Genomic DNA, 22,686 nt, shown 5'->3' on the forward strand with positions numbered 1-22,686 from the left:
AGCCGCGGGCGGCTATTCGCCCTACGGGGGCCGGTTGGCGGGTGGGCCCGCGCATCACTCGCGCAGCGGCATTTCCAGCGTCACCCGCAGGCCGTCCGCGCGGCTGTCGAAGTCCAGCCGGCATTGGCAGCGTTGCACGATAGCCTGGACGATGGCCAGGCCGAGCCCGCTGCCGCCGCTCTTGCCGTGGCGCCAGAAACGCCGGGTGAGGTGCGGCAGGTCGGTTTCGGCGATGCCCGGACCGTGGTCGCGGACGTGGAAGCGCGCGCAGCCTTGCGCGGTTTCCACCGCCAGCTCCACCCGGGTGCCGGCGGCGGTGTGGCGCAGGGCGTTGTCCAGCAGGTTGCGCAGCGCGGCGATGGCCAGCACCGAGGGGACTTCCAGCGGCGCCTCGGACAAGCCGTCGGCCAGCTTCAGCTCGAACATCCGCACGTCGCCGTGGCCGGCGTCGTGCATGGCTACCCGGGCGGCGTCCTCGGCGCTGCATTGCACGCCGTCGTCGAACGACAGGCTGCCTTCCACCCGCGCCAGCAGCAACAGCTGGTCCAGCGTCCGGTGCAGACGGTCGGCGCCTTCCTCGGCGTGGGCCAGGGCCTGCTCGGCGGCAGCGCCCTCGGTCATGCGCGCGACCTGCAGGTGGGTCTTGATCGCGGTCAGCGGGCTGCGCAGCTCGTGGGCGGCATCGCCGGTCAGGCGTCGCTCGCGTTCGATGGCCTGGGCGATGCGCTGGAACAACTGGTTCTGGGTTTCCACCAGCGGCTTCAGTTCGCTCGGCAGGGCCGCCAGCTCCAGTGGCTCCAGCGAGTCGGCGCCACGTCGGGTGAGGGCGTCGCGAATCCGCTTGAGCGGCGCCAGACCCTGGCCGGCGCCGAGCCATAGCAGGGCCAGGCTGCCGAGCAGGGCGACCGTCACCGGCACCGCGGCGGCCACAACCACCGAGCGTTGCAGCACGTCGCGCTCTTCCAGGCGGTCGGCGGTGCTGACCCGCAGATCGCCGGCCTGCACGGTGAAGCTGCGCCACAGCACGCCGTTGATTTCCTGGTCGCGGAAGCCGCTGGCGGTGCTGTCCAGCGCCCGCTCCGGGGTGGCATGGCTCTGCGCCAGGACTTCGCCGCGCAGTGAGCTGACCTGGCAGGCCATGCCGTTGGGAATTCCCAGTTGCTCCGCGCTCAGGCGCGTGGTCTGGCCGTCCGCCGGCTGCGGCTGCGGCAACTGCTGGAGCAGGCCGGCAACCATCCGCGCCGAGGCCGCCAGGCGTTGGTCGAAGGAGCGCATCATCTGCCCGCGCAGGTCGCAGAGCATCCAGGCCGCGGCCAGCGACCAGAGCAGGATGAAGGCCGAGCCGAGGATCAGGGTAAGGCGCAGGCGCAGGCTCATGCGTCGTCTCCGTCGCCGCGCGCCGGCCCGAGGCGGTAGCCGAGGCCGCGCACGGTCTGCACGATGGCGTTGCCGAGCTTGCGCCGCAGGTGATGGATGTGGACGTTGAGGGCGTTGCTCTCGACCTCGTCGCCGAAGCCATAGACGCTGTCCTTGAGCTGCTCGCCGCTGAGGATCCGCCCGCGGTTGTTGAGCAATGCCTGCAACAGCGCCTGTTCGCGTCGCGACAGTTCCACGGGGCGGCCGTCGAGCCAGGTTTCGCGGGTGCTCGGATCGTAGCTGAGGCGGCCGTGTTCGATGACGTTGACGCAACGCCCGGCGGAGCGCCGCTGCAAGGTATGCAGGCGGGCGCCGAGTTCGCGCAGGTCGAAGGGCTTGAGCAGGTAGTCGTCGGCGCCGGCCTGCAGCCCGGCGACCCGGTCGGTCACCGCGTCGCGCGCGGTCAGCACCAGCACCGGCAGGTCGACGCCCTGCTGGCGCAGGCGCTGCAGCAGGCGCAGGCCGTCCTCGTCGGGCAGGCCGAGATCGAGGACCAGCACGTCGAAGCGCGCCACCTGGAGCAGCGCCTGGGTATCGGCGGCGCTGGCCACCCGGTCCACGGTCAGGCCCTGGGCGTTGAGGCCGGCGACGATGCCGCTGGCGATCAGGTCGTCGTCTTCGGTGAGCAGTACATGCATGGCGGTATCGCTGGTTAAAGGGATAGGAGTCTGAAGCGGGCGAATTAAGCCAGGATTATGCCCCGCCCGGCGCGTCGCCGGGGTTTTCCCGTGGCCGCGTTAACGGCCTGTTAATCGTCGCTGGCCATGCTGCCGCCGAGTTCATCGTAGAAGGCGTTATCCATGCGTGTGTTGATCCTGCTCCTGATGCTCCTGCTGCCGGGCCTGTCCCAGGCGCAACCGGGCGACGACCTGTTCGCGCCGCGCGGCGCGACGCAGACGGATTTCCTGCCGGTGGAGAAAGCCTTCCGCTTCACCTGGGAGCGCCTCGACGACGGCCAGGTGCAACTGCGCTGGCAGATCGCGCCGGGCTACTACCTGTACCAGAAGCGCCTGCGTTTCGACGGACTCGACCCGGACTTGCAGCCGCAGCTGCCGCCCGGCGAAAGCCACAGCGACGAGTTCTTCGGCGAGTCGCAGGTCTATCGCCAGAGCCTGGAACTGCCCTGCCGGCGGCCGCCGCCGGACAACTGCGCCTGGGCTGGCAGGGCTGCGCCGATGCCGGCCTGTGCTATCCGCCGCAGAGCCAGGCGCTCGACCTGGGCGGTACCGGCCCTGCCGCCGCCGGGACGAGCGGCGAAGTCGCCGAGGACCAGGGCCTGGCCGGCAGCCTGCAGGCCGGCAACCTGGCCTGGAGCCTGTTGCTGTTCTTCGGCCTCGGCCTGCTGCTGGCGTTCGCTCCCTGTTCGCTGCCGATGCTGCCGATCCTCGCCGGGCTGGTGGTCGGTAGCGGCGCCGGCCCTCGTCGAGGCCTGCTGCTGGCCGGTAGCTACGTGCTGAGCATGGCGCTGGTCTACGCCGGACTCGGGGTGGTCGCGGCGCTGCTTGGCGGCAACCTGCAGGCCTGGCTGCAACAGCCGTGGCTGCTGGGCAGCTTCGCCGCGCTGTTCGTGTTCCTCGCGCTGCCGATGTTCGGCTTCTTCGAACTGCAACTGCCGGCTGCCCTGCGCGACCGCCTCGACGGTCTCAGTCGCGGCCGCAAGGGCGGCAGCCTGGCCGGCGCGGCCGCGCTCGGCGCGTTGTCCGGGCTGCTGGTGGGGCCGTGCATGACCGCGCCGCTGGCCGGCGCCTTGCTCTATATCGCGCAGACCGGCAATGCCCTGCATGGCGGCCTGGTGCTGTTCAGCCTGGGCCTCGGCATCGGCATGCCGCTGTTGCTGCTGGTGACGGTCGGTAGCCGCTTCCTGCCCAAGCCCGGTCCCTGGATGAACCTGGTCAAGGGCGTGTTCGGCTTCCTTTTCCTCGGCACCGCCTGGATACTCCTGCGTCCGCTGCTCGGCGAGGCGCTGTGGATCGGCCTTGGCGGCGCGTTGCTGCTGGTCCTGGCCTACGCCGCGCTGCACACGGCGCGAGGCCTGGCGCGGCACGCGGTGCTGTTCGGCGCGGCGGGCTGCATCTTCGGTCTCTGGGGCGCGGCGATGTTGCTGGGCGCCGCGGCCGGGGCCGACGACCCCTGGCGTCCGCTACAGGTGTATGCGGCGGCGAACCGGGGCGCTACGCCGACGGCCAGCGCGCACGAGGCGTTCCTCACGGTGAGCCAGCCGGCCGAGCTGGACCGTCAGTTGGCTGCGGCCAAGGCCGAGGGACAATGGGTGCTGCTCGACTACTACGCTGACTGGTGCGTGTCCTGCCGGATCATGGAGAAACAGGTGTTCGCCAAGCCCGATGTGCTCGCCGCCCTGCAGGGCGTGCGCCTGCTGCGGCTCGACGTGACCGCGGACAACGCCGCCAGCCGCGAGCTGCTGCACCGCTACCAGATACCCGGCCCGCCGAGCCTGATCTGGATCGGCCCGGAAGGCGAGGAGCGCCGCGCGCGCCGGTTGACCGGCGAAGTCGACGCCGGCGGCTTCCTCGCCCATTGGCAGGCGACCCGGGAGCGCGGCTGATGCTGAGTTTTTCCCTGGGGCCGCTGGTGGTCTCGCTGCAACACCTGCTGCTGTTCCTCGCCCTCGGCGCCGCGCTGCTCGGTGGTTGGCTGGCGGCGCGCGGCGGCGGGCGCAACGCCGAGCCGGTGCTGTTCAACCTGTTGTTGCTCGGCCTGCTGGTGGCGCGCCTGGCCTTCGTGGTGCGCTACTGGCCGCAGTACCGTGGCGACTTCGCACAGATGCTGGATATCCGCGATGGCGGTTTCCTCGCCTGGCCAGGCCTGCTCGCCGCTGTGCTCGGCGCGCTGTTCTGGGCCTGGCGGCGACCGGCGCTACGTCGCTCGCTGGGTGTCGGCGCCAGCCTCGGACTGGCGTTCTGGCTGCTTGGCAGCCTGGGCCTGGGCATCTACGAGCGCGGTACGCGCCTGCCCGAACTGAGCCTGCGCAACGCCGCCGGCGAGTCGGTGCAACTGGCCGATTTCCGGGGCCGCCCGCTGGTGATCAACCTCTGGGCCAGCTGGTGCCCGCCGTGTCGGCGCGAGATGCCGGTGCTGCAACAGGCGCAGGCGGAGAATCCCGACGTAGTGTTCCTCTTCGCCAACCAGGGCGAGAGCGCCGAGACCGTGCGCCATTTCCTCCAGGGCGAGAACCTGCGCCTGGACAACCTGCTGTTCGACAACGGCGGGCAGCTTGGCCAGCAGGTCGGCTCGGTCGCCTTGCCCACCACCGTTTTCTACACCGCCGAGGGCCGCCTGCTGGGCAGCCATCTCGGCGAACTGTCCCGCGGCAGCCTGGCGCGCTACCTCGAAGCCTTCGAGCCGGCCGCTGCCGCCCCCGCAACCAGGAGTTCCGAATGAGACTGCCGCGCAACCTGATCACCCTTGGCCTGGGCCTGACCCTCCTCAACGCCGGCCTGGCCACGGCGGCGGAGGAGCTGCCGGCGCCGATCCGCATGGTCCAGGAGAAGGGCGCCCGCATCCTCGGCAGCTTCGACGCCCCGGATGGCCTGCGCGGCTATGCCGCCGAATACCAGAACCAGGGCATGGCGCTGTACCTGACGCCCGACGGCAAGCACGTACTCACCGGCCACCTGTTCGACGCCCAGGGCAAGGACCTCAGCCGCGAACCGCTGGAGCGCCTGGTGTATGCGCCGCTGGCCAAGGAAATGTGGCAGAAGATGGAGCAGAGCGCCTGGATCGCCGATGGCCGTGCCGACGCGCCGCGCGTGGTCTACCTGTTCAGCGACCCGAACTGCCCGTACTGCACCATGTTCTGGGAGCAGGCGCGACCCTGGGTGGATGCCGGCAAGGTGCAGTTGCGGCATATCATGGTCGGCATCATCCGCGAGGACAGCGAAGCCAAGTCCGCCGCGCTGCTGGCCAGCAAGGACCCGCAGAAGGCCCTGCACGACCATGAGCAGGCGGGCAAGGCCAGCACCCTGAAGCCGCTGGCGAAGATCCCGGCGGCGGTGCGCAAGCAGCTCGCCGGCAACATGGAACTGATGGAGTCGATGGGCGCCGCGGCGACCCCGGCGATCTTCTATCTCAATGCCGAGGGGCGCATGCAGCAGCAACAGGGCGCGCCGCAGCCGGACCAGTTGGCGGAGATCCTCGGTCCGCGCTGATCCTCCGGGCCGGCGCCGAGCCGCCGGCCATCTATACTCCCTGCGTTACGCCAACCCAGCGGAGCGAGGGCCATGGACGACGCATTCAGCGAGGAAGGCAGCGCGCAGCCGCGCCATGACGCTCAGCGTCCGGCGCTCGCTCCGCGGAGCGACGGTTTCGACATCCACACCTACCATCCCGACTTCGTCGCCGATCCCTATCCGCTGTTGCGGCTGATCCGTTCCCGTGCGCCGGTCTGCCGCGACCAGGCCTCGATCTGGTGGATCAGTCGCTATGCCGATGTTTCGGCGTGCCTGCGCGACCGCCGTTTCTCCGCCGACCCCGCTCGCCTTGGCGCCGCCGGCGTCCGCCAGGGCGGCGCCAGCTGGTTCGGCCACCAGCAATTGCAACCGCTGGCGCGCTTCTACGACAACTTCATGCTGTTCAACGACGCGCCGCGGCACACCCGCCTGCGCAGGCTGTTCGCTCCGGCCTTCGGCCCCGACGCCGTGCGCCGCTGGGAAGCGCGCATCGAGGTGCTGGTGGAGGAACTCCTCGACAGCTTGCTGGAGCGCCGCGAGCCCGATCTGCTCAGGGATTTCGCCGAACCGCTGACGATCCGGGTGGCCGCCGAGCTGTTCGGCTTTCCCCGCGAAGATACCGGGCAACTGCTGCCCTGGGGCCGCGATCTGGCCGCCGGGCTCGATCTCGCCGCCAGCCACGGCGATGCCGGGCAGATCAACCGCAGCGCGGCCGCCTTCAGCGACTACCTGCAACGCCAGGCGCGCGGCTGGAGCGATGGCTCTTCGCGCCCGCCGTCCGGCGCGGCGCCGAGCATCCTCGACGGCGCCGCGATGCTGGAGGCCGGACTGGGCCTCGAGGACCTGGTAGCGGCCTATGCCATGGTGTTCATGGCCGCCTTCGAAACCACCATCAGCATGGTCGGCAACGCTACGCTGGCGCTGCTCACCCATCCCGACCAGCTCGACCTGCTGCGGCGGTGCCCGGAGCTGGCGGCGAACGCGGTGGAGGAACTGCTGCGCTTCGATGGCGCGGTGCGCGGCGGCGTGCGTTGCACCCTGGAGGAGGTGGAGATCGGCGGCCAGCGGATTCCGCCTGGAGAGAAGGTCTGGCTGAGCTTCCTCGCGGCGAACCGCGACCCGGAGATGTTCGCCGCCCCCGACCGCCTGCAGTTGCAGCGAGCGAACGCCAAGCAGCACGTGGCGTTCGCCCATGGTCCGCACTACTGCCTGGGCGCGTACCTGGCCCGGCTCGAATTGCAATGCGCATTGCGCGGCCTGGTGCGTCGCCGTTTCGCCCTGGCCTCGGAACCGACGGACCTGCGCTGGCGGCGCAGCTCGGTGTTCCGCACCCTGGAGCGCTTGCCGATCGTCCCGGAAGGCGACGCTCAGAAGACCTGCGAGTAGCGCAGGATCAGCCGGCTGCCCTCGCTGCGGTTGCGTGCGCCGTATTCGTGATAGGCGTTGAGGAACAGCCGCGACTTGCCCCAGCCGAACATCAGCGCCGGGCCGATGGCATCGACCCGCTCGCGGGAGTCCGGGCGGTCGTGGCCGTCGACCCGCTCGTCGGTGATCTGTCGCAGGCTGTAGCCGGACAACCCGAGCCGCCAATGCGCATCCAGCGCCAGCGATACCGAGTAGTTGGCGTGGAACGCCTGGCCCGGTTGCAGGTAGTCGTCGGCCAACGGCGGCGCCGGGTCGCGATTCTTGCCCGGCAACAGGTACTGCAGGCGAGCGCTGGCTTCCCAGCCTTCGGCGAATTCCCAGGTCAGCGCGTAGTGCGGGTTGAAGCTCCAGTGGTTGCTGCCGGGATTGATCGCCCGATGCCTGTCGTAGCGCCCGGTGGGTAACTGGAAGGCGAGGTTCAGGCGCTGCCAGTAGGGCCGGCCGAACAGCTCGGTCTGCGGCCATTGCAGGATGAACGGACTGACGATCAGGTTGCCGAGGCCGTTGGCGCTGCCGGCGTGGGGTTCGAAGTCGGGATCGGCGAGCAGCACCGGGACGAGGATTTCCGCGCCGTAGTAGGCGCCGAACAGCTGGTGCTGGCTGATGTGGGCGAAGTGGCTGGTGGCGAGCAGGGTGCGCAGGCGGTTGTCGAGCGGGCGCCGGTGACCGTTGGCGTCCATGAAGTCGTCGGCCTCGTAGATATTCACGAACTGCTGGAACAGCGTGCCGGGCAGGGCCTTGCCGTCGAGGAAGGAGGTCTGGCCGAGGTTCATCCCCGGCAGCGCGGCGATAGCCTGGAACGAGGGCAGCAGCAGGGGCAGGGCCAGCAGGCTGGCCCGGATGCGGGTGGTCATGGGCGTGTCCTTCTTGTTGTTGTTTTCCACGGGGCAGCGCGTCAGTCCGGCAGGTAGTCGGGCTGGCGCTCGGGGCTGGCGCGCTGGAAGGCTTCGAGCGCCAGGCAGCGCCCCTCCAGTTCGAGCAACGCCGGGTAGGGCGCCAGGTCACAGCCCATGCGCCGGGCGTTGGCCAGTTGCGGTACCAGGCAGCACTCGACGATGCCCGCTGCGGCGCCGGCGAAGAAGGCGCCGCGACGGTGTCGGTTCAGCAGGGTCTCCGCCGCCGCCAGGCCCTCGGCGACCCAGTGCGCGTACCAGCGCTGGCGGTCCTCGGCGTCTATGCCGAGGACCTGGGTCAGGTACTTGAGCACCCGCACGTTGTTCAGCGGATGGATGTCGCAGGCCACCAGCAGGGCCAGTTCCAGCGCCTGGGCGCGATGCAGTGGGTCGAGAGGGATCAGGCTCGGTTCGGGCTGCACGGCGTCGAGGTAGTCGATGATCGCCAGCGACTGGCTGAACCGGCGGCCGTCGGCGTCGACCAGGGTCGGCAGCGCGCCCATCGGGTTGCGCTGGCGGTCGGCCGGGCGCAGTTGCTCGCCCTGCCGCAGGTTGACCGGCACTACCTGGTAATCCAGGCCTTTCAGGGCCAATGCGATACGCACCCGATAGGACGTGGAGCTGTTGAAGAAGCTGTAGAGCTGCATGGAAAGTCCTGTTCAGAGAGTGGTGGGAGAAGGCCTGGCCCGGCGCCGGCCCAGGCGATGCACGGCCACGGCGGCGAGCAGCGCCGGGATCACCAGCAGGGCGAGGATGCCGCTGAAGCCCAGGCCCAGGCCGAGCAGGGCGCCGCCGCTAAGGGAGCCGACGATCGAGCCGATGCGGCCCAGGCCGAGGGCCCAGCTGACCCCGGTGGCGCGGCTGCGGGTCGGATAGAAATCGGCGGCCAGGGCGTTGGCGCCGACCTGCGAGCCGCTGATGCAGAAACCGACGCCGGCGACGCACAGCGCCAGCAGGGCGAAGCTGTGGTAGAGGCTGGCGATGCCGAGGATGAACAGGGCGCCGCCGACGTAGGCCAGGCTCAGCACCCGGTGCGCGTCGAAGCGATCCATGGCGCTGCCCAGGAGGAGTGCGCCGAGGGTGCCGCCGAGCTGGAACATGGCGCTGATCGTCGCCGCCTCGCCGAGACTGAAGCCGGTGCCGCCGATCAGCGTCGGCAGCCAGTTGGTCAGCAGGTAGATGATCAGCAGGCCCATGAAAAAGGTGGCCCAGAGCAGCAGGGTGCCGCCGCGCAGCTCGGCGCCGAGGATCTGCCGCAGGGGCGAGGTGCCGTCGGACTCGTCGGCGGGCAGTTCGAGGCGTCCGGCCCAGCCGTCGGGCAGGCGCCCCAGGCGTTCGAGGATGCGCCGCAGGCGCGCCGCGTCCGGTGCGCGGCGGGCGAGGAAGCGCACCGACTCCGGCAGGCATGCCCAGAGCAGCGGCAGGCTCGCCAGGGGCAGGCCGCCGCCGAGCAGCAGCACGCTTTCCCAGCCCAGCGCCGGGACCATCCGCGCGGCGAGCAGGCCGCCCAGCGCCGAGCCGAGGGTGAAGCCGCAGAACATCGCGGTGACCATCAGCGCGCGGTGCCGGCGCGGGCAGTATTCGGAGGTCAGGGTGATCGCGTTGGGCATCGCCCCGCCCAGGCCGAGGCCGGTGAAAAAGCGCAGCAGGGCCAGGGTTTCCACCGAACCGGCGTAGGCCGAGGCGAGGCTCCAGCCGCCGAAGAACAGCACCGAGAGCAGGAGCACGCTCTTGCGTCCGAAACGGTCGGCCAGCGGGCCGGCGGCGAAGGCGCCGAGGGCCAGGCCGGCCAGTGCGGCGCCGAGGATCGGGCTGAGTTGCGCCGGGCTCAGTTGCCAGTCGTGGGCCAGGGCCGGGGCGATGAAGCCGATGGCGGCGGTGTCGAATCCGTCCATGGCGACGATCAGGAAGCACAGCGACAGGACTCGCAACTGGAAGGCGGAAACCGCCTGCGCATCGATGAAGGCCTGGACGTCGATCTTGTTGTTCTTGTCGGGCGTAGGCATGAGCGTTCCTCGGCCGTCGCCGTGGCGACAGCCCGGATGAAGGGCAGGGTGGGCCCGCGCCGTGCGCGGGCGGTGGGTCAGACCACGCGGACGCTGAGTTCGCCGAGGCCGTCGATGGCGCCGAGCATCCGCTCGCCGCGCTCGACCGCGCCGACGCCTTCCGGGGTGCCGGTGAAGACCAGGTCGCCGGGGCGCAGCTCGAAGAAGCGCGACAGGTAGCTGACGGTTTCCGCCACCGACCAGATCAACTGGTCGATGTCGCTGCGCTGGCGATCCTCGCCGTCGACCTGGAGGCTGATGGCGGCGTGGCGCGGATGGCCGACCTGGCTGGCAGGGTAGAGCGGGCCGATCGGCGCCGAGCGGTCGAAGGCCTTGCCGATCTCCCAGGGCCGGCCCATCTCGCGCATGCGCATCTGCAGGTCGCGGCGGGTCATGTCCAGGCCCACCGCGTAGCCCCAGACGTGTTGCTCGGCCTGCTCCAGGGGGATGTCGCAGCCGCCCTTGCCGATCGCCGCCACCAGTTCGATTTCGTAGTGGTAGTTGCCGGTCTGGCTCGGGTAGGCCAGCTCCAGGGTGCTGCCGGCGGCGACCGGGACCACCGCGTCGGCCGGCTTGCAGAAGAAGAACGGCGGCTCGCGCTCGGGATCGAAGCCCATTTCCCGGGCGTGGGCGGCGTAGTTGCGGCCGACGCAGTAGACCCGCCGCACCGGGAAGGTCTGGTCGCTGCCATGGATGGTGAGGCTGACGGGCGCTTCGGGCGCGAAGAGATGGCTCATGGGACGGGTCCTTCAGTGGGCGAGGGGTTCGCGGGATTCGCGGAGGATGCCGAGCGCCTGCTGCACAGGGCGGTCGGAGAAACTGAACAGCACGCAGTCGGTGGCGCCGGCTTCCAGGCGCAGCTCGGCCCAGGAGGGCACGACGAACAGATCCTTGGCCTCGAAGGCGAAGCGCCGGCCGCCGATCTGCGCCACGCCGCTGCCTTCCACCACCGAATAGACGCTGGCGTCGGTGCTGCGCGCGGGCTGCCCGAGGAAGCCGGCCGGCAGCAGTTGCAGGCAGGTGGCGATGGTCGGCATGGCCCAGCCGCCGGTGGCCGGGTTGACGTAGCGCAGCTTGTGGCCTTCCCAGGGATCGGGCCGTTCGAGGCGCGCCAGGCGCTCGAGGGCTTCGCGGCTGCGCGCGTAGGGGTAGCTGAACAGCGGCGAGGTCGGCGTCGTCGGCTGGTGGCGCAGCGGCAGCATGTTGCTGCCGTAGCGGGCGAGGCTGTCGCCTTCGCCACGTCGCAACGGCTGCACCGGTTCGCCGTAGCTCTCGGCGAAGGTGGCGCCGAAGAAACGCAGCATCGGGATGTCCAGGCCGTCCAGCCAGACCACCGGCTCGCCGCCTTCCGCGGCGGGGCGGTTGCCGTGGTCGTGCCAGGTCCAGGACGGAGTGATGATGAAGTCGCCCGGCTCCATGCGGGTGCGTTCGCCGTCCACCGAGGTGTAGGCGCCGTAGCCCTCGACGACGAAGCGCAGGGCCGACTGGGTGTGCCGGTGGCTGGGAGCGATCTCGCCCGGCAGGATCAGTTGCAGGCCGGCGTAGAGGCTCGGGGTGATCGCCGACTGGCCGGGAAGGTCCGGGTTCTCCAGCACCAGCACGCGGCGCACCGCTTCCTCGGCGCTGATCAGGTCGCCTGCCTCGAGCAGGAACGGGCGCAGTTCGCGATAGCGCCACAGCGCCGCCTGGCAGCCGCCGGCGGGTTGCGCCGGGACCAGGCTGTGCAGGGCTTCCCAGAGCGGGGTGAGGTGCTGCTGGCGGATGCGTCGATAGAAGTCGGCGCGCTTCTCGGTGGAATTGTCGTTATGCATACCGATGAATCTCCGGCGGGAGGAGGCGGGGCCGCCTCGGTCTGGTAGTCATTATTCGAGGTGAAGGCATAACCGAATAATGATATTTAGACATCGACCTATACGTATTCGAGGATGGCTTGCGATGGACTGGACCCGCCGCCTGCGCCTGCAACACCTGCAACTGCTGGTCAGCCTGATGGAGACCGGCAACCTCAGCGGCACCGCCCGGGCCGCACACACCACCCAACCGGGCCTGTCGAAGTGGCTCAAGGAACTGGAGGAGGACGTCGGCGCGCCGCTGTTCGAGCGTCACGCCCGTGGCCTGCGCCCGACGCCCTATGGCATGACCCTGTTCAACCACGCCCAGCGCGTACTCACCGAGATGGAGCGGGCGCGGCAGAACCTCGAGGCGATGCGCAGCGGCAGCGGCAGCCGGGTGCTCCTCGGCACGTCGCCGGCCTCCGCGCCGAGCCTGGTGCCGCGCGCATTGCGGGCGTTCCTCGGACGCTACCCTGGGGCCCAGGTGGAACTGCTCGAAGGCACCATGAACGGCCTTCTCGAACGGCTGGAGAAACGCCAGCTCGATGTGGTGGTGGGGCGCCTGGACAACTATGCGCCGCGCGCCAGCCTGCGCTGCGAGGTGCTCTACAGCGAGGCGATCGTGGTGATGGCGCGCCCCGGTCACCCGCTGGCCCAGGCCGCCGCGCTGGACTGGGAAGACGTGCGGCGCTACGACTGGATCGTCTGGCCGCCCGGCTCGCCGATCCGCAGCAAGCTCGACATGGCCCTGACCCAGGGCGGCCGGCAGCCGCCGGCCTACCGCCTGGAGTCATCGTCGATGCTGGCCAACATCGAATTGTTGCGTGGCAGCGACATGCTGTCCATCGGCTCGGCGCGGGTGGTCGAGCACCTTGCCGGGCTCGGCCTGGTGGCCAGGCTGGCGCTGGAGATTCCCGGCGAGGGCGCGGTGGGCATGTGCTGGCGCGACGAACCGCACCGCGACCGTGCCAGCGAAGACCTGCTGGCCTGCCTGCGCGAAGGCGCGGCGGCCGAGTAGGGCGCCGGCCGGCGGGTGCTATTGCAAAAAGGCCGCGGCTTCTCGACAATGCGATTCATTATCATTCATGTGTCGCCCCGACTTTCCCATGTCCGCCCCGATCCTTCTCAGCGCCCACCATCGCGCCATGCATGCGCTGTACAGCGAGCACCATGGCTGGTTGCAGAACTGGCTGCGCGGCAAGCTGGGCTGCGCGGCGGACGCGGCGGACCTGGCCCAGGACACCTTCCTGCGCATCCTGCTCAAGCGCGAACTGCGCGAGATCGGCATGCCGCGCGCGTTCCTGCGGACCATCGCCCGCGGCCTGGTGATCGACCACTGGCGTCGCGAGGAACTGCAGCGCGCCTACCTCGAAAGCATCGCCCACCTGCCCGAGGCACAGGCGCCGTCGCCCGAGGCGCGGGAACTGGTGCTGGAACTGCTGGAGGAAATCTCGCGGATGCTCGACGGGCTCAAGCCGAAGGTCCGCACCGCCTTCCTCCTGGCCCAGTGCGAAGACCTCAGCCACCGGCAGATCGCCGAACGCATGGGGGTTTCCCAGCGTAGCGTCGAGCGCTACGTGGCCGAGGCGCTGTACCACTGCTACCTGCTGCGCTACGGCGAATGAGCGGAGCCGTGGACGGGACGCGCGGTAGGGTCGACGAAGCGGTGGTCAGGCAGGCCATCCACTGGCTGGTCCGCCTGCGCTCGCAGCCGGGCGACGATCGCCTGCAGCGCGCCTGCGCGGCCTGGCGCGCGGAGCACGGCGAGCACGAGCGGGCCTGGCAGCAGGTCAGCGCGCTCAACGAAGAACTGCACGGACGCTTCAAGGCGCTGCCCGGCGGGGTCGCCTACGGCACCCTGGACAGCAGCGCGCAGCGCCTGCAGCGGCGCCAGGCGCTGAAACTGCTGTCGCTGCTGGTGGCCGGCGGCGCCGTGGCCTGGGTCGGTCGCGACAGCCTGCCCTGGCAGCGCCTGAGCGCCGACTACAGCACCGCCACCGGCGAGCGACGCAGTATCGAGCTGGTCGACGGCACCCGCCTGCAACTGAACACCGACAGCGCGGTCGACGTGCGCTACGACGCCGGCCAGCGCCTGATCCTCCTCGCCCGCGGCGAGATCTTCCTCGCCAGCGGCGCCGATACGCAATCGCCCACGCACAGGCCGCTGCGGGTACGTACCGCGCAAGGGCTGTTCGAGGCCCTCGGCACCCGTTTCAACGTACGCCTGCAAGATGCCGCCACCTGTCTCAGCGTCAGCGAGGGTTCGGTGCGCATCGATGCCTTCGGCGCGCGTCCGCTGCAGGCTCCGGTGGCCGAGGCGGGGCAGAGCTATCGGATCGCCGCCGACGGCGTGCGGCGCCTCGAACGGCCGCAGATGGACGCCGTGGCCTGGGCCGATGGCCTGATCGTCACCCGCGACATGCGCCTGGCCGACTTCCTCGCCGAGGTCGGCCGCTACCGCAACGGCTACCTCGGCTGCGCCGCGGAGGTCGCCGACCTGCGCCTGTCCGGGGTCTACCGCCTGGACGACACCGACAAGCTGTTGCAGGTGCTCGCGCGGACCCTGCCGGTGCGCCTGCAGCGGCATACCCGCTGGTGGGTGAGGGTGGTCGCCGCCTGAGTCGCGCCGGCGGCCGCGTGGACGCTTGCTTTCGTCCGGAGCGAAACGCACTGAAAATTATTTTCATTATTTTTGTCGGCTTTCCGCGACTGGTCCGGCTTTACCGATTGAACACCCTTCAACGACTCCAACGGATCCCGTTCATGACCGCCACCGCCGTCGTCCTCCGCAATGCCCCGTCGTCCCTCGATTTCCCCCGCGCCTCGCGCCTGAGCCGTTCGGTGCGCGCGGCCCTGCTGTCGTTGGCCATGGCGGCCGGCGCGGCGCCGCTCTGCGCCTCGGCCGCCGAAGCGGCGGCGGAACAGGCGCGGCCCTATGCGATCCCCGCCGGACAGTTGGGCGACGTGCTCAACCGCTTCGCCCGCGAGGCCGGCATCACCCTCTCGGCCACTCCGGCGCAGACCGGTGGCTACAGCTCCCAGGGGTTGCGCGGCAGTTTCACCGTGCAGCAGGGCCTGGCCCGGCTGCTCGCCGACACCCCGCTGGAAGCGGAAGACCAGGGCGACGGCAGCTTCGTCTTGCGCGAGGCGCCGGCAAAGGACGGCGATGTGCTGAACATGCAGGCGGTGGAGGTCTTCGCCCTCGGCAACAACCTGGGCAGCACCGATGGCTACCTGGCCACCCATAGCCAGATCGCCACCAAGACCAGCAAGCCGCTGCTGGAAACCAGCCAGACCGTCTCGGTGATCACCCGCGAGCAGATCGACGACACCGCCTCCAAGACCGTACAGCAGGCGATGCGCTATACCCCCGGCATCTTCACCGGCCAGGTCGGCGCCTCCAACCGCTACGACTACGTGGTGATGCGCGGCTTCGCCGACAACAGCGTGGACAACATCTACCTCGACGGCCTCAAGGCCATGGGCGACAGCGGTACCTTCAGCTCGATGCAGGTCGACCCGTACTTCCTCGAACGCATCGATGTGCTCAAGGGGCCGTCCTCGGTGCTCTACGGCCGTAGCCTGCCGGGCGGCCTGGTGGCGCTGACCAGCAAGAAGCCGTTGTACGAGGACTACCGCCAGATCACCGGCAGCATCGGCAACATGGGCCAGAAGGAGATGGGCTTCGATTTCAGCGGGCCGCTCGACGAGGAGAAGCGCATCGCCTACCGCCTGATCGGTCTCGGCAAGGGCTCGGACACCCAGTTCGATCACGTCAAGGAGGAGCGCTACGCCATCGCCCCGACCCTGGCCATCGACTTCAGCGACGACACCACCCTGACCCTGCAAGGCTACCTGCAACACGATCCCAACGGGGGCTACCACGGCGGCGTACCGGCCGACGGCACCCTGTCGCACCACAACGGCCGGCACATCTCCCGCGAGTTCTTCGATGGCGAGCCGAGCAAGGACGACTTCGACCGCACCCAGCGGATGTTCGGCTACCAGCTGGAGCACCGCATCGACGACGTCTGGTCGGCGCGGCAGAACTTCCGCTACCTGGACTCCGACGTCGACCTGTCGCAGGTCTACGCCTACGGCTGGAGCGCCAGCGAGCCGAACAAGCTGAACCGCTACTTCAGCGGCGCCCGCGAGCACCTGCAGGCGTATATCGTCGACAACATGCTGCAGGCCGAATTCGCCACCGGCGCGGCGCGCCACACCCTGCTCACCGGCCTCGACTACCAGCGCCGGCGCACCGTGGTCGACTGGCGTTCCGGCTCGGCCTCGGCGCTGGACGCGTTCAACCCGGTCTACGGCGACGACGCCATCAGCTATTTCCCGGACGACAACCACACCCGCCGCCTGGAGCAGACCGGCGTCTACCTCCAGGACCTGATCGACATCGACCAGTGGCGCTTCTCGCTCGGCCTGCGCCAGGACTGGGTCAGCGTCACCGACAAGAACCGCAGCACCGGCAGCAAGGCCGACGACGACTGGGAGAAATTCACCGGGCGGATCGGCGCGCTGTACCTGTTCGACAACGGCCTGGCGCCCTACGTCAGCTACTCCGAGTCGTTCAACCCGAACGCCTATTCCGACGCCTCCGGCACGCCCCTGGCGCCCACCGAGGGCAAGCAGTGGGAACTCGGCCTGAAGTTCCAGGCGCCGGGCAGCAACAGCTTCTACACCGCCTCGCTGTTCCATATCACCCAGGAAAACGTCGCCTCCAAGGAACCCCAGGACAACTTCTACACCTCGGTCGGCGAAGTGCGCTCCCAGGGGCTCGAACTGGAGGCCCATACCCAGCTCAGCGACAACCTGAAACTGCTCGGCAGCTACACCTACACCGACATCACCTACACCAAGTCGCTGGACGGCAACCAGGGCCATACGCCGAACCAGGCGCCCAAGCACATGGCTTCGCTGTGGGCCGACTATGCCTTCGACGCCGGCCCGCTCAGCGGTCTGAGCATCGGCGGCGGCGCTCGCTACGTCGGCGAGACCTGGGCGGACAAGGAAAACACCTTGCGGGTGCCGGACTACACCCTGGTCGACGCGCGGATCGGTTACGACCTCGGCAAGCTCGGCCTGAAAGGCCTGGACGTCAGCCTCAATGCCAACAACCTGCTGGACAAGGACTACGTGGCGTCCTGCTACAGCCTGGACTTCTGCTACTTCGGCGAGAAGCGCAACGTCACCGCGACGGTGAACTACCAGTTCTGACCGTCCACCCGGGCCCCGGCGCCAGCGCCGCGGTACCGGCCAAGCAGCCCGGCGCGCGACGTACGCGCCGGGCATTCGCCGGCGTCGCCGGCCGTACCCTGGTTACCTGGAGCCCCCATGCGCCCCGTCCTGGTCCTGCTGCACCGCTATGTCGGTCTGGCTACCGCGCTGTTCCTTTTCCTCGCCGGTCTCACCGGCAGCCTGCTGGCCTTCCATCATGAAATCGACGAATGGCTGAACCCCGGCTTCTACGCCGTGGGCGAGGGCGGCGAGCGCCTTTCCCCGGGCAGCCTGGTGCAACGCGTCGAGTCACGCTATCCGCGACAACTGGTGTGGTACATGGAGTATCCCGAGGCGGGCGGGCATCCGGCGTTGCTCGCCACCGTGCCGCGCGAGGCCGGCGCCAAGGTCGAGCACGACGTGTTCTACCTCGACCCGGTCAGCGGCGAGGAAGTCGGCAAGCGCCTCTGGGCGGCCTGTTGCTTCCAGCCGGCGAACCTGGTTCCCTGGGTCCTGGAGTTCCACCACAACCTGACCCTGCCGGGGAACTGGGGCCTGTACCTGATGGGCGGGGTGGCGATGTTCTGGTTCCTCGACTGCTTCGTCGGCGCCTGGCTGACCCTGCCGCGCGGCCGGCCGTTCTGGAGCAAGTGGGCGACCGCCTGGAAGATCAAGCGCGGCAACGCCTACCGCTTCAACTTCGACCTGCATCGCGCCGGCGGCCTCTGGCTCTGGCTGCTGCTGGCGCCGGTGGCGCTGAGCAGCGTCGCCCTGAACCTGCCTAGCCAGGTGTTCAAGCCGCTGGTATCGCTGTTCTCGCCGATCGAACCGAGCGTCTACGAGGCGCGCGGGCGGCTGCCCAGGGAGCAACTGGGGGAGACCCGCCTGGACTACGACCGCACCTTCCAGTTGGCCAGCGTCGAAGCGGCGCGGCTGGGCATCGCCGAGCCGATCGGCGAGCTGTACTACAGCTTCGAATACAACTTCTTCGGCGCCGGCTTCGGCGACCACGACGACCCCATGGGCAAGTCCTGGCTGTTCTTCCACGGCAGCGACGGCCGCCTGCTAGGCCAGGAAGTCGCCGGGCAGGGCAGTTGGGGAGAGCGTTTCTACCGCTTGCAGTACCCGATCCACGGCGGGCGCATCGCCGGCCTGCCGGGACGCATCGCCATCGCCGCCCTCGGCCTGGCCATCGCCGGGCTGTCGCTGACCGGTGTCTACATCTGGTGGCGCAAGCGCCGGGCGCGCCACTGGAACGGCCGCTAGACGGCTGTTAGTCTGGCTGCCTCCCACACCACCAGAGGATGGACGAATGAACGCAAGGATCGCCGCATTGGGACTGCTCCTGCCCCTGGCCGCCGGCAGCGCCGTGGCCGCGGAGGAGGGCAGCTCGGTCAAGGATGCGGCCAAGGCCGCGGTGTCCTCGGCCATCGAGACCGGCAAGAACCTCCTCGGCGGGGTCAGCGAGGGCATCACCAGCGGCCGCCAGTCGGCCCAGGGCGCCGATGGCGCCAAGGTGGTCTCCGACAACGCCGGCTTCGCCGAGATCGGCCAGGTCGAAGTGCTCAAGACCGAGCCGCGCGACCAGCAACTGGCCGTCACCCTCGGCTTCAAGAACGACAGCGACGCCACCGTGCGCCTGATCAACCTGACCCAGACCGGCGCGCTGCTGGTGATCGACAACGACGGCTACTCCAACGCCCTGGTCGCCCTCGCCAACCCCGACGACGTCACCGTCCCGGCCAAGGCCGGCATCCGCCAGACCTTCGTCTTCGAAGGCGGCGCGGAAGGGATCAAGGCGGTGCGCCTGTGGGGCAAGGACCTGCCGGTGAAGTGAATTCGAGTCTGCGTCAAAGCAGCCCCGCCTTGGCGGGGCTTCTTTCTGCCGGGCCACGAGCGCAAATAATCAGCTCACCAGAACCCGGCCGAGCGCTGCCTGGAGACCGATAGGTCCTTCCCATTACGAAAATGACGACATCGCATCGATCCTGAAACGTCCGTACAGCCAGGACGACGCAATGAAGGCAAAGTGCCATTCCCTCCTGTCCCTGTTTGGATTAGCATTCCTACTTTTGGACTAATCCCCCCTCAACACGCCCATGTCGTTTAGCTATGCGGTGGATATTGAAGGGAACTCGCAGGACATCGGATGTTGCGTTCTAGCTATCGTGCGGTTGTCGCTGGCTTGGTTTTAATGAAGTCCCAGGGCAAACTTATCACCAAGTCTATACAGATGGGCGGTACGTGTATGACCCTCGGCTGTCATCTCAGCCAATACCTAAAGGCGACTGGGAACAGCATATAAAAGGCATGAATCCTGATGGGGTCACTATTTCTGATAAGTTGCAGGGGTTGCGATGAATACTCCTGAAATCAAAAGAGAAAGTAGCTCCTTGCTTGAGTTAATCGAGGCTCTCGGTGAAACTGAATGGCGAAAATGTGTAAATAGCCAATTTGTCAATAAAGAGCGTGGGGAGTGGGTGATTAAAGATCAGTCCTCACATCCTCCTAGGGTTTGGTTTAGATTCATACAGGAAGATCCCGCCATAATTTCGCGCCTGCGAGTGGCTATAGAAAGCTATCAGGGGAGAGTTAAGTGGGTTCTTGATGAGCATAAGAGGGTTGATCTTCCTGGAAAAAATTGGGGCATAGTGCCGAGCCGCTTATTAGAAGTCTGGGATCTTGCTCGTGCGTTAGATTTAGCCCCTAATCAATATATGGCTAAATACGAGCCGGAATTCGGGCCGATTGCCTATGAAGATATCATTGATCTGACAGAGCACATCCGCCGAGCCTTTCCTGAAGTTATAAGCAAAAACCCCAGCTTATGAGTTGGGGTTTCCTTTGCGAGCATAAAGAGGACAGATTTATTTTCCCTACTCGACCACATAAAGGGGACAGATTTATTTTCCCTACTCTAACTCTCTGAGCAGGGAGGCTCCAGTGCAGACGCCGTAAGGAGGCTCCGCGAGGCCTGGGCAGAGGCGAGTGGTTTTACTGAACTATCCGCTTCACGTGGTTCAGTGTGGTAAGATCGGCAGTGGTATACAGTGGGAATGAGAAATATAAACACTAGTCAAAATTAGAGTAGGAAAAATAAATCTGTCCCCTTTTCTCATCCCCTTTTCTCAGAGAGCAAGGCTATCCCAATGGAATTCCGGTTGAGGTCATGAATTTTCCAGGTGCTAAGTAGTGAAAGAAATAGAGATATTGTCAGCTCTAGAAGGGCTTGGCTGGAGATGCGACAAAGATGAGGCTGGGGATTGTTTTTGCCTAATGGACATTGGTGAAGTCCATATTCAGATTATTCCGACTATAGGGAGGCGCTCTGATCATTTTAGGGTTTCATTAATGTCATCTGTTTCTACGAAGAATTTTACGGCGGCAGTTGCATTCGTTTTGGGTGAGGTCAGTAATTATGTGCCGATTATTGTGAGTAATGACGTGCCGGAGAAAATAGTCGATTTCTCACTGGATGATGTCGTTAGACTTTCTCAAAGTGCTATATCTTGGGCTTCTGCTCAAGATATAGAAAAAGGCTTGGCAGCTTATAGAGCTTTGCCAACAAATTCGAAGGGTGCTATGCCGTTGCGGCACTTGGCAGCTTTGGCGATAGCTGGAGACGTTAGCTGTCTTGCAAATTATCAATTCAGCTTCGAGCAGGGTGACAGATTAGGGTTTGTTCCGTATATCACCCAAGACATGATAGAGCGCGCTCTCTTGATTGCGCGAAATGTGCGTTGACGCTAATTACCCAAAGCGAATAAAGGGGACCGAATAAAGGGGACAGATTTATTTTCCCTACTCTAATTCTCTGAGCAGAGAGGCTCCAGTGCAGACACCGTGAGGAGGCTCCGCGATGCCCTAGGTAAGGGCGATTGGTTTAGCGAGTTATTCGCTTTGAGTGGTTTGGCGTGGGCGGTTGCTGAAATTATAGTAGTAAAAATAAATCTGTCCCCTTTTTCCTGTCCAGAGATGCTTCTATTTCAGAGGCGGGTATAGTGGGGTGTTGTATATGAAAGGTAAGCCGGTATGTAGAGCTATTCACAATAGATCCTCCCAGTGTCCTTGAGGTTGCCACTTTCCACCTTCATTTATTCCAACCTCTCCGTCTGGTGTTATTCCTGTCCAGGACTTTCCATTGCTCATCCCGCATGGGCTCCCGACTTTATTCCATGAAGTGTGTCTTTGTCCCAGCCATAGTCATTCTTGGCTTTATCGATATCTTTCGTTCCAGGTGGACAGTCTTTTGGTTTTTTTTCATTTTGGGCGGAGCTTTCATTTGCAGAACAGGTTTTAGTAAGCAAGCACCATAGACTGATTCCTGTTGCATTGATTGATCCTGATGTGGCTGACCCGCCGGTTACATCAGCACATGCTTGTGGTCCATATCTCAGGCAGTAAGCATCGACTGTCGTACCTGCCAATCCATTAGGATCAATAAGATTTACTGGATTCCCATACGCATAACTAAATGTGTTCAGTCCTCCTGCCAACCCAATCGGATCACTCTCCACATACCGCCCAGTCTCCGGATCATAGTCGCGGAAGTAGTTGTAGGAATAAAGGGGACAGATTTATTTTCCCTGCTCTAATGCTCTGAAAAGGAGGTTCTAGACGCCGTAGGGGGACTCCGCGATGCCTCGGTAAGGGCGATTGGTTTAGCGAGTTATTCGCTTTGAATGGTTTAGCGTGAGCGGTTGCTGAGATTATGGTAGTAAAAATAAATCTGTCCCCTTTTCCCACGTTAACTGGCTCCTCGCTCAAATAAGTGAAGGATTTCACCCTCATCGAGCAGCTTGGCAAGTTCGGCAGGCGAGACTCCATCATCATTTAGTGATTCGGGGTCTGCACCCTGATTTAGAAGGTATTCGACAGCTGCGCTATGCCCCTGCTCGACTGCATCGTGCAGGGCTGTATATCCATGTTCTCCTTTGCAGTTGATGTCAGCTCCATGACCCAATATCAGCTGAATTTCATCAATGTCACCGCGCGTTGCGGCAATGTGGATTGGTCTATCCCCGAATAAACTAAGGCTGTTAACATCTGCGCACTCCAGCCCGCTGAACTCGGGAAGAGTCGAATACTCTGCGAGCAGTAGAGAAACTTTCTCTTGATTAGTTGCATTGCTCACCGCAAACCCTCCGCAGGAAGTCCTTCAGATTTTCAATGGCCTGCCTAGTGTTATTAATCTCTGTAACGTGGCCTGCATCATTATCGTTAAACCATTTCTTGCTGAAGTTCTCACGCAAGGCCAAACACTGCTGAAGCCTCTCTAAGTTAGCCTTAGCGTCTTTGCATTGGTCCCCTGTCGGCGGTATGGGAGTCTTGCAAATCCGGCTGTATTCCTTCCGCTCCCTAGCCTTTTCTGCCGCAGTTCCTGGGCTAGTGCCAGCTGATGCACTGCCACCCTCACTAGCCTCGTCGTGATAGGCATCCCAAGCAGCATTTGCTCCCCAGACGCCCAACCCAAGACCAATAAGCCCCCCAACCACTGCACCAGGAGGCCCACCGACAACAAAACCAGCTCCTGCGCCTGCAGTAGCTGTAGGACTCAGTCCGTTAGGGTCAACCAGCCCTACCGGATTGGACCCAACATAGGCGTAAGTATTCAGCCCGCCATCTAGACCAATCGGATCACTCTCCACATACCGCCCAGTCT

20 protein-coding genes and 2 pseudogenes are annotated in these 22,686 nt (G+C 66.0%); 12 read left to right on the forward strand and 10 right to left on the reverse strand.

From position 1 onward, the window contains the following. Nucleotides 1-54: 54 nt before the first annotated feature. Together HMPREF2716_RS17680 and HMPREF2716_RS17685 are read right to left on the reverse strand one after the other, a co-directional pair. Nucleotides 55-1,377, reverse strand: a complete 1,323-nt coding sequence (locus HMPREF2716_RS17680) for an ATP-binding protein (protein ID WP_003103567.1) — start codon at nt 1,375-1,377, stop codon at nt 55-57. Next, nucleotides 1,374-2,054 carry a response regulator gene (locus tag HMPREF2716_RS17685; RefSeq protein WP_003103570.1) on the reverse strand — a complete coding sequence of 227 codons (681 nt, stop codon included), beginning with the start codon at nt 2,052-2,054 and terminating at the stop codon, nt 1,374-1,376. Before HMPREF2716_RS17685 ends, HMPREF2716_RS17680 begins: the two co-directional genes overlap by 4 nt. 162 nt (nt 2,055-2,216) lie before the next feature. Here HMPREF2716_RS17685 and dsbD point away from each other — a divergent pair. The 4 genes and pseudogenes from dsbD (at nt 2,217) to HMPREF2716_RS17705 (ending at nt 6,989) form a co-directional block, all read left to right on the forward strand. Continuing rightward, nucleotides 2,217-3,979 (forward strand): annotated as a pseudogene (dsbD, locus tag HMPREF2716_RS17690) (protein-disulfide reductase DsbD). Continuing rightward, a complete protein-coding gene (locus HMPREF2716_RS17695; RefSeq protein ID WP_003089792.1) occupies nt 3,979-4,815 on the forward strand; it encodes a TlpA family protein disulfide reductase in 837 nt (278 codons plus the stop codon). Before dsbD ends, HMPREF2716_RS17695 begins: the two are co-directional and overlap by 1 nt. Then, nucleotides 4,812-5,582, forward strand: coding sequence for a thiol:disulfide interchange protein DsbG (gene dsbG / locus HMPREF2716_RS17700; RefSeq protein WP_003089790.1), 771 nt, complete (start codon nt 4,812-4,814; stop codon nt 5,580-5,582). The genes HMPREF2716_RS17695 and dsbG overlap by 4 nt, the downstream gene beginning before the upstream one ends. 72 nt (nt 5,583-5,654) lie before the next feature. Then, complete coding sequence (locus HMPREF2716_RS17705; RefSeq protein WP_003116880.1) at nt 5,655-6,989, forward strand: cytochrome P450; 1,335 nt, start codon at nt 5,655-5,657, stop codon at nt 6,987-6,989. Here the strand turns inward: HMPREF2716_RS17705 and HMPREF2716_RS17710 are convergent. The 5 genes from HMPREF2716_RS17710 to gtdA all read right to left on the reverse strand — a co-directional run bounded on the left by HMPREF2716_RS17710 (nt 6,971) and on the right by gtdA (nt 11,777). Further along, a complete protein-coding gene (locus HMPREF2716_RS17710; RefSeq protein WP_003113294.1) occupies nt 6,971-7,882 on the reverse strand; it encodes a SphA family protein in 912 nt (303 codons plus the stop codon). The genes HMPREF2716_RS17705 and HMPREF2716_RS17710 overlap by 19 nt on opposite strands. Nucleotides 7,883-7,923: 41 nt before the next feature. Continuing rightward, nucleotides 7,924-8,568: a maleylacetoacetate isomerase gene (gene maiA / locus HMPREF2716_RS17715; RefSeq protein WP_003116881.1), complete on the reverse strand. Its 645-nt coding sequence runs from the start codon at nt 8,566-8,568 to the stop codon at nt 7,924-7,926. Between the two features lie 12 nt (nt 8,569-8,580). Then, nucleotides 8,581-9,927 carry an MFS transporter gene (locus HMPREF2716_RS17720; protein WP_003113292.1) on the reverse strand — a complete coding sequence of 449 codons (1,347 nt, stop codon included), beginning with the start codon at nt 9,925-9,927 and terminating at the stop codon, nt 8,581-8,583. A gap of 77 nt (nt 9,928-10,004) precedes the next feature. Further along, nucleotides 10,005-10,703 (reverse strand): fumarylacetoacetate hydrolase family protein, encoded by a 699-nt coding sequence (locus tag HMPREF2716_RS17725; RefSeq protein ID WP_003131334.1) that lies wholly within the window; start codon nt 10,701-10,703, stop codon nt 10,005-10,007. Between the two features lie 12 nt (nt 10,704-10,715). Then, nucleotides 10,716-11,777: a gentisate 1,2-dioxygenase gene (gene gtdA, locus HMPREF2716_RS17730; RefSeq protein ID WP_003162849.1), complete on the reverse strand. Its 1,062-nt coding sequence runs from the start codon at nt 11,775-11,777 to the stop codon at nt 10,716-10,718. 124 nt (nt 11,778-11,901) lie between these two features. Here gtdA and HMPREF2716_RS17735 point away from each other — a divergent pair, with 124 nt between their 5' ends. The 8 genes from HMPREF2716_RS17735 to HMPREF2716_RS28905 all read left to right on the forward strand — a co-directional run bounded on the left by HMPREF2716_RS17735 (nt 11,902) and on the right by HMPREF2716_RS28905 (nt 20,768). Continuing rightward, entirely contained in the window at nt 11,902-12,816 is a 915-nt protein-coding gene (locus HMPREF2716_RS17735; protein WP_003089777.1) for a LysR family transcriptional regulator, read from the forward strand. A gap of 88 nt (nt 12,817-12,904) precedes the next feature. Beyond that, nucleotides 12,905-13,423: a sigma-70 family RNA polymerase sigma factor gene (locus HMPREF2716_RS17740; RefSeq protein ID WP_003089775.1), complete on the forward strand. Its 519-nt coding sequence runs from the start codon at nt 12,905-12,907 to the stop codon at nt 13,421-13,423. A gap of 8 nt (nt 13,424-13,431) precedes the next feature. Further along, a complete protein-coding gene (foxR, locus tag HMPREF2716_RS17745) occupies nt 13,432-14,418 on the forward strand; it encodes an anti-sigma factor FoxR (RefSeq protein ID WP_023517704.1) in 987 nt (328 codons plus the stop codon). A 143-nt stretch (nt 14,419-14,561) separates the two neighbouring features. After that, nucleotides 14,562-17,024 (forward strand): ferrioxamine receptor FoxA, encoded by a 2,463-nt coding sequence (gene foxA, locus HMPREF2716_RS17750; protein WP_003113289.1) that lies wholly within the window; start codon nt 14,562-14,564, stop codon nt 17,022-17,024. A gap of 117 nt (nt 17,025-17,141) precedes the next feature. After that, on the forward strand, nt 17,142-18,290 hold the full coding sequence (locus HMPREF2716_RS17755; RefSeq protein WP_003089766.1) for a PepSY-associated TM helix domain-containing protein: 1,149 nt from the start codon (nt 17,142-17,144) through the stop codon (nt 18,288-18,290). Nucleotides 18,291-18,336: 46 nt separating this feature from the next. Continuing rightward, nucleotides 18,337-18,861 carry a hypothetical protein gene (locus HMPREF2716_RS17760; RefSeq protein ID WP_003120098.1) on the forward strand — a complete coding sequence of 175 codons (525 nt, stop codon included), beginning with the start codon at nt 18,337-18,339 and terminating at the stop codon, nt 18,859-18,861. A gap of 520 nt (nt 18,862-19,381) precedes the next feature. Then, nucleotides 19,382-19,855, forward strand: coding sequence for a hypothetical protein (locus tag HMPREF2716_RS29440; protein ID WP_124173990.1), 474 nt, complete (start codon nt 19,382-19,384; stop codon nt 19,853-19,855). Nucleotides 19,856-20,216: 361 nt separating this feature from the next. Further along, complete coding sequence (locus HMPREF2716_RS28905) at nt 20,217-20,768, forward strand: DUF6990 domain-containing protein (RefSeq protein WP_071535235.1); 552 nt, start codon at nt 20,217-20,219, stop codon at nt 20,766-20,768. 677 nt (nt 20,769-21,445) lie between these two features. Here the strand turns inward: HMPREF2716_RS28905 and HMPREF2716_RS29445 are convergent. The 3 genes and pseudogenes from HMPREF2716_RS29445 to HMPREF2716_RS28920 form a co-directional block, all read right to left on the reverse strand. Continuing rightward, nucleotides 21,446-21,583: pseudogene (locus HMPREF2716_RS29445) on the reverse strand (RHS repeat-associated core domain-containing protein); the annotation flags it as partial. Nucleotides 21,584-21,771: 188 nt separating this feature from the next. Further along, complete coding sequence (locus HMPREF2716_RS28915; RefSeq protein ID WP_071533930.1) at nt 21,772-22,158, reverse strand: ankyrin repeat domain-containing protein; 387 nt, start codon at nt 22,156-22,158, stop codon at nt 21,772-21,774. Then, on the reverse strand, nt 22,142-22,686 hold a 545-nt coding region (locus HMPREF2716_RS28920; protein WP_305884709.1), incomplete at its 5' end, for an RHS repeat-associated core domain-containing protein. The genes HMPREF2716_RS28920 and HMPREF2716_RS28915, both read right to left, overlap by 17 nt.

The organism is Pseudomonas sp. HMSC076A11, assembly GCF_001810205.1.
In the GTDB taxonomy this organism is placed as follows: Bacteria; Pseudomonadota; Gammaproteobacteria; order Pseudomonadales; family Pseudomonadaceae; genus Pseudomonas; species Pseudomonas aeruginosa.